Annotated in this window: 6 protein-coding genes; 4 read left to right on the top strand and 2 right to left on the bottom strand. The window is 68.9% G+C overall.

Annotated elements, in window-relative coordinates; translation table 11 throughout:
* Positions 1-110: 110 nt before the first annotated feature.
* Both ACZ63D_RS42525 and ACZ63D_RS42520 read left to right on the top strand, forming a co-directional pair.
* Positions 111-878, top strand: coding sequence for an ABC transporter permease (locus tag ACZ63D_RS42525; RefSeq protein ID WP_465360003.1), 768 nt, complete (start codon positions 111-113; stop codon positions 876-878).
* Entirely contained in the window at positions 875-1,954 is a 1,080-nt protein-coding gene (locus tag ACZ63D_RS42520; protein WP_465359999.1) for a sulfate/molybdate ABC transporter ATP-binding protein, read from the top strand. Before ACZ63D_RS42525 ends, ACZ63D_RS42520 begins: the two co-directional genes overlap by 4 nt.
* A 36-nt stretch (positions 1,955-1,990) precedes the next feature.
* Here the strand turns inward: ACZ63D_RS42520 and ACZ63D_RS42515 are convergent, their stop codons facing one another.
* Positions 1,991-3,769 (bottom strand): multicopper oxidase domain-containing protein, encoded by a 1,779-nt coding sequence (locus ACZ63D_RS42515; RefSeq protein ID WP_465359998.1) that lies wholly within the window; start codon positions 3,767-3,769, stop codon positions 1,991-1,993.
* Between the two features lie 193 nt (positions 3,770-3,962).
* Here ACZ63D_RS42515 and ACZ63D_RS42510 point away from each other — a divergent pair, with 193 nt between their 5' ends.
* Entirely contained in the window at positions 3,963-4,757 is a 795-nt protein-coding gene (locus ACZ63D_RS42510; RefSeq protein ID WP_465359997.1) for an HAD-IIA family hydrolase, read from the top strand.
* A 37-nt stretch (positions 4,758-4,794) separates the two neighbouring features.
* Entirely contained in the window at positions 4,795-5,589 is a 795-nt protein-coding gene (locus tag ACZ63D_RS42505; protein WP_465359996.1) for a metallophosphoesterase, read from the top strand.
* Here the strand turns inward: ACZ63D_RS42505 and ACZ63D_RS42500 are convergent.
* A complete protein-coding gene (locus ACZ63D_RS42500; protein ID WP_465359995.1) occupies positions 5,586-6,143 on the bottom strand; it encodes a dihydrofolate reductase family protein in 558 nt (185 codons plus the stop codon). The two genes, ACZ63D_RS42505 and ACZ63D_RS42500, sit on opposite strands and share 4 nt — an antisense overlap.
* Positions 6,144-6,348 lie beyond the last annotated feature (205 nt).

Below are 6,348 nucleotides of genomic sequence, written 5' to 3'. Positions count from 1 at the left end.
CCCCCCCCCCCCCCCCCCCCCCCCCCCCCCCCCCCCCCCCCCCCCCCCCCCCCCCCCCCCCCCCCCCCCCCCCCCCCCCCCCCCCCCCCCCCCACGCCCGGGTGCCGCTGATCCTCTGGTTCCCGGCGATCGCCGCGCTCGCGCTCGTGGTGCTGCCGGTCGTCGGCCTTCTCGTTCGTTCCGATCTGACCCGAGTGCCGTCGCTCCTGGTGACGTCGTCGTCGCTGAACGCGCTCCGGCTGTCGCTGGTGACCGCCGCACTGTCCACAGTGGCCTGTGTGCTGCTCGGCGTTCCGCTGGCGATCGTGCTGGCCCGTTCCCGGGTGCCGGGCGTGCGGATGCTGCGGTCGATCGTGCTGTTGCCGCTCGTGCTGCCGCCGGTGGTCGGCGGCCTGGCCCTGCTGTATTTGCTGGGCCGCAAGGGTTTCCTGGGCATCCTGATCACTTGGCTGACCGGCGAGCAGGTGCCGTTCACGACGGCCGCGGTGGTCATCGCGCAGACGTTCGTGGCGATGCCGTTCCTCGTCGTCAGCCTCGAAGGCGCGCTGCGCGGTTCCGGCGACCGTTACGAGCAGGTCGCTTCGACGCTCGGCGCGCGTCCGTGGACGGTGTTCCGCCGGGTGACGCTGCCGTTGTTGCTGCCCGCGCTGGGCTCCGGGGTGGTGCTGAGCTTCGCCCGCGCGCTGGGGGAGTTCGGCGCGACCATCACCTTCGCGGGCAGTCTGGAAGGCGTGACCCGGACGCTGCCGCTCGAGGTCTACACACAGGCCGAAGTGGACATCGACAGCGCGGTCGCGCTCGCGTTGCTGCTCATCGTGGTCGCGGTCCTGGTCATCGCGGTCGCGCGGCCGCGGTCGTGGGAAGGCGGGCTGCGGTGACGTTGTCGGCGAAGCTGGCTTTGACCCGCGGCGAGTTCTCGCTCGACGTCGAGTTCACCGTGCCCGGCGGCACCGTGCTCGCGCTGCTCGGTCCCAACGGCTCCGGGAAGTCCACCGTGCTCGGCAGCCTCGCCGGTCTGCTGCCGGTGACCTCGGCCGACGTCACGCTCGCCGACCGGCGGCTGGCCGGGAACGGGGTCGACCTGCCGCCGCACGAACGGCGAATCGGCCTGCTGTCGCAAGACGCGCTGCTGTTCCCGCATCTGTCCGCAATGGACAATGTCGCGTTCTCGCCGCGCTCCACCGGTGCCAGCCGGACGGAGGCGCGGGCGGTGGCCTGGCGATGGCTGACCGAAGTGGACGCGACGCAGTTCTCGAACCGACGGCCGAGTCAGCTCTCCGGCGGGCAGCAGCAGCGAGTGGCGATCGCGCGAGCCCTGGCGTCCGCGCCGGATCTGCTGTTGCTGGACGAACCGTTCGCCGCGCTCGACGTGGACTCCGCACCAGCGATCCGCGGCCTGCTGCGCCGGGTGTTGCGCGACGGCCCGACCACCGTGCTGGTCACGCACGATCCGTTGGACGCGCTGGCGTTGGCCGATCATGTCGCGGTGATGAACAACGGCCGGATCGTCGAACGCGGCCCGACGCGGGACGTACTGGCCGCGCCGCGCACGGCTTTCACCGCACGGATCGCCGGGCTGAACCTGGTGTCCGGCGTCGCGGTGGAGGACGGACTGCGCACGCCCTCCGGCGAAGTGGTGGCGGGCTTGCTGACCCCGGACACCGTGGTGGGTGAGGCGGCGGTGGCGGTTTTCGCGCCGAACGCCGTCGCGGTTTACCCGCACGACGGCGAGCACCACGGCAGCCCGCGCAACACAGCCGACGCCGTCGTCGCGGCACTGGAACCGCACGGACCGGTGATCCGCGTCCGAACCGAGGGCGAGGGCTGGGCACACGGCCTGACCGCCGACCTCACCCCGGCCGCCGTCGCCGAACTCGCACTGGAGCCCGGCTCGGCGGTGGCGCTGTCGGTGAAGGCCGCGACCGTGGCGGTGCACCCGGCCGCGGCCTCCTGAGCCGAGCGCCCCCCACGTGCGCTCGGCTTCTCCCGGTCAGCCGACGTGGTGGTGGCCGCCGCCCGGGTGGACGTGGAACTTCGCCACCTCGGGCGGGTGCACGACGAACGGCCGCATCATGCCCTCGTCCTCGTGGTCGAGGATGTGGCAGTGGTACATGAACTCGCCGGTGCCGCCGCCGAACTGGCCGGCGACGCTCACCCACTGGCCGGGGTCCACGATGATCGTGTCTTTCCAGCCCTCCTCGTACTTTTCCAGCGGGACGTCGGCGAACCCGTCGATCGGCTTGGCCGTGCGCTCGGCGGCCGGGTCGAACGTCGTGGTGAAGCGGCGCCGGAAGAGGGCTTGAAATTCGGTCAGGTGAATGTGGAACGGGTGTGCGGGCCCGCCGTTCGCGACGTGCACGATGTTCCACACCGCCCATTTGTCGTGCTTGAGGAAGATGCCGGTGGTGTCGTCGAAGATCCGCCCGATCATCCGGAACGTCTTGAGCCCGCCGGCCGGGTCGTTGATCTGGATGATCCCCTTGCCGCCCGGATCGGCGTCGACCTGTTCGAGGTCCCACATTTCCGGGTGCCCGCTGGCGTTGAGCAGCAGCGCGACCCAGACGTGGTCGTGGTCCTCCGGCAGCGTCGAACCGTGCTTGATCCGGACGTAGGACGTCGAGAGCTTTTCGGGCAGCTGGAACGAATCGTTGCGTTCGCGGCTGTCCACCCGGAACTCCATGACGTCCGGTTCGACGCCGCCGAGGCGCGGATCAGCGTTGCGCAGCTTGAGTTTCCGCCCCTTGAACCGGCTGAAATCGATCAGCACGTCGAACCGCTCGGCGGGCGCGACAGTCAGGCCGCCGGACGGCAGCGGCGCGGAGGCGGGCAGCAAGCCGCCGTCGGTGCCGATCAGGCGGACGGCGTCGTTCTGCGGCACGTTGTTCTCGTCGACCAGGTTCAGCGTGAAGAACCGCGAGTTGGCCGCGTTGAGCAGCCGGAAGCGATACCACCGCGCGGTGACGTCGAGGTGCGGCCAGATCACGCCGTTGACCAGGGTGAACGGGCCGGAGAACGGGATCATCGGCCCGTTCGGCACATACGGGAACTTGTACAGCAGTTGCCCGGTGAGCTGACCGGTCGCCGGATCGGTGTCGAGGTTGCGGTCGGCCAGGATCAGCGGGAGTTCGCGGTCGCCGCTGGGCAGGTCGAGCTCGTCCTCCTCGTCGTCGCGGATCAGGTACATCCCGGCCAGACCCGTGTGGACGTTGAAGCGGGTGATCGCCATGGCGTGGTCGTGGTACCAGAGCGGCATCGCCTGCTGCCGGTTCTGGTACTCGGCGAGCTGCGAAGTGCCCTGGAGACCGGCGTTGTGCGCCCAGCCGTCGTTGCCCGCGTTGGTGCGGGCTCCGTGCAGGTGGACGACGGTCCAGGCGGGCAGGTCCGCGACGCCGTCGACGATCGAGTAGCCGGGCCGGTCGAGTTCGCGGCCGGGGCGGCTGGTCGGGCCGTCGCCCACTGGTCCCTGAACCGCGACCAGCGGGAACTTTCCTTCTATTTCGTTCGACCACGAAATCCGCAGTTGTTTGCCGCTGCGCACTTCGATTGTCGGCCCCGGGAAATGCCCGGCATAAGTCCACAATGTACTCGGCGGCAATTGCGAGTGCAGCCGCTGCTGCTTCGTCACCATCGGAATGGTGATCATGTCCTGTCCCCACCACGGCGGCCGCAGCACCGGCGGAACCGGCAGCGGGTCAAGGAACTTCGTCAGTCCCCAGTTCGGCCCGGCGATCGGGCCCGCGATGGCCGGACGGTCGACGATTTCTGTCATGAGATTGTTCCCCCTTCAAGGCAAGGGGCAGGAAGAATTGCACCACGGCGAATACGCCGGTGCTTACGGAAAAGATTCCCCCGAACCCCCTCGGTGACCGGTGCCGCGACTCCCCGCGCGTTACCGGCAATTCCCACTGTAGCCTTTTTCGTCGCGGCCCGCAGGTGTCTCGCGCGCGTGATAGGTTTCGCGCATGAGCGAAGGCCGGTGGACGTATCTCTCCGACATGGACGGTGTGCTGGTCAGGGAGGAACACCTCGTTCCGGGGGCGGACGAGTTCCTCGCCGAACTGCGCAGCAACGAGATCGATTTTCTGGTGCTGACCAATAACTCGATCTACACGCCGCGCGACCTGCGCGCCCGGTTGCTGCGCACCGGATTGGACATTCCCGAGGAGTCGATCTGGACCTCGGCGCTGGCCACCGCGAAGTTCCTCTCGTCGCAGCGGCCCAACGGCTCGGCGTTCGTGATCGGCGAGGCCGGGCTTACCACGGCGCTGCACGAGGTCGGCTACGTGCTGACCGAACGCGACCCGGACTACGTCGTGCTCGGCGAGACCCGCACGTACAGCTTCAGCGCGATCACCCGCGCGATCCGGCTGATCGAGGGCGGCGCGAAGTTCATCGCGACCAACCCGGACGCGACCGGCCCGAGCGTCGAGGGCTCGATGCCGGCCACCGGGTCCGTCGCGGCGCTGATCGAACGGGCCACCGGCCGCTCGCCGTACTACGTCGGCAAGCCGAACCCGCTGATGATGCGGTCCGCGCTGCGCCGGCTGGGCGCGCATTCGGAGTCGACGCTCATGATCGGCGACCGGATGGACACCGACGTGCACTCCGGGATCGAGGCCGGGCTGCAGACCATCCTGGTGCTCACCGGCATCTCGAACGAGGAATCGGTGGAGAACTACCCGTACCGGCCGACGAAGGTGATCGGCTCGGTCGCCGACCTGATCGGGCGAACGCTCGACCCGTTCGGCGAAGGCTGACCGCCCACCGCCCGGGATCAGGGCATATCGTCGAACAATGAGCGTCTATGTGGTGGGCGACGTCCACGGGCACCGGGACGCCCTGGTTGACGCACTGCGCGCCGAGGGCCTGGTCGACAGCGACGGCAACTGGGCCGGCGTCGGCGACCGGTTGTGGTTCCTCGGCGACTTCACCGACCGCGGCCCGGACGGCGTCGGGGTGATCGACCTGGTGCGCCAGCTGCAGGACCAGGCGGCCGAGGCGGGCGGCTCGGTGCAAATGCTGCTCGGCAACCACGAGATCCTGCTGCTGGGGATGTACCACTTCGGCGACCGCCCGGTGCCGTCCGATTTCGGGCCGCGCAGTTTCGCGCGCAGCTGGGAGATCAACGGCGGCCTGCTGTCGGACCAGGACCGGCTCACCCCCGAGCACATCGAGTGGCTCACCGACCGCCCGCTGGTCGCGGTCGACGAGGACCACCTGCTGCTGCATTCGGACACCCTCGAGTACCTCGACTGGGGCGAGGACCTCGACGCGATCAACGCCACCGCGCACGAAATCCTGTCCGGCAGCAACATCGAGGCCTGGTGGGACGTATGGCGGCGGATGACCACCCGCTACGCCTTCCGCGGCCCGGACGGCGAGGAAAACGCCGACCGGATGCTGTCCGCGCTCGGCGGTTCGCGCATCGTCCACGGGCACAGCGTGATCGCCGACCAGCTGGGCATCCATCCGACGCAGATCGAAGGCCCGTATCTCTACGCCGGCGGCAAAGCGCTGGGCATCGACGGCGGGCTGTTCGTCGGCGGGCCGTGCCTCGTGGTGAAACTGCCCTTCGAGCCGGAGGACTAGCTGGCCGCGTAACGGAGTTCGAGGATCCCGGAGGGGAAAGCGGTGCTTTTGACCAGTCGCAGCCGCCGGGCCTCGGCCAGCTCCGGAAACAGCGCCGCGCCCTTGCCGGTGACGGCGGGGAGCACCCAGAGCCGGTACTCGTCGACCACGCCGAGCTTGATCAGTGAGTGCAGGAATTCGATGCCGCCCGCGGCGACGAGGTCCTTGCCCGGCTCGGCCTTGAGCTTGGCGATCTCCTCCGCGAGGTCGCCGCTGGCGATCCGGGTTTCGGTCCAGTCGGCGGTGGTGAGGGTTTTCGAGAACACGACCTTGGGAATTTCGTTCATCGCCTTGGCCGAGGGATGGTCTGAGGTGGGCCAGAAGCCCGCCATGGCCTCGTAGGTGGTGCGGCCCATGAGGAAGGCCCCGGCGTTCCACAGCTCGTCGACGAAGTATTTCTCCTGCTCGGGGTCGTTGATCGACATCATCACGTCCCGGATGCCGTTGTCGGCGTCGGCGCTCTTGCCGTCGAGGGAGACGTAGAAGCCGAGGATCAGCTTGCGTGTGGTGGTCATGCGGCACAGCTTGCTGCCGATGGTTTGAGTTGTCAAGACAAAAATATTTTTCGGTCGGGCATCATGCTCGGCAGTCGGGGGCCGGAGCGACCGTCCGGAGGCAACGTCGGGAACCAGGCGCTGTCGAGTCTCTGGCTGTTCGGCGATGATCATCCATCCGCGCTGCGGCGCGGATGGATGAAACGTTTTCCCGTCGACCACGCGC

The organism is Amycolatopsis sp. NPDC104775 (genome assembly GCF_055583325.1).
This window is presented reverse-complemented; position numbering and strand designations above follow the sequence as displayed.

What these genes read in the sequence shown, in the direction of transcription:
- ACZ63D_RS42515 (WP_465359998.1), bottom strand. Translation starts at nt 3,769, where the DNA reads ATGACAGAAATCGTCGACCGTCCGGCCATCGCGGGCCCGATCGCCGGG.
- ACZ63D_RS42500 (WP_465359995.1), bottom strand. Translation starts at nt 6,143, where the DNA reads ATGACCACCACACGCAAGCTGATCCTCGGCTTCTACGTCTCCCTCGAC.
- ACZ63D_RS42510 (WP_465359997.1), top strand. Translation starts at nt 3,963, where the DNA reads ATGAGCGAAGGCCGGTGGACGTATCTCTCCGACATGGACGGTGTGCTG.
- ACZ63D_RS42505 (WP_465359996.1), top strand. Translation starts at nt 4,795, where the DNA reads ATGAGCGTCTATGTGGTGGGCGACGTCCACGGGCACCGGGACGCCCTG.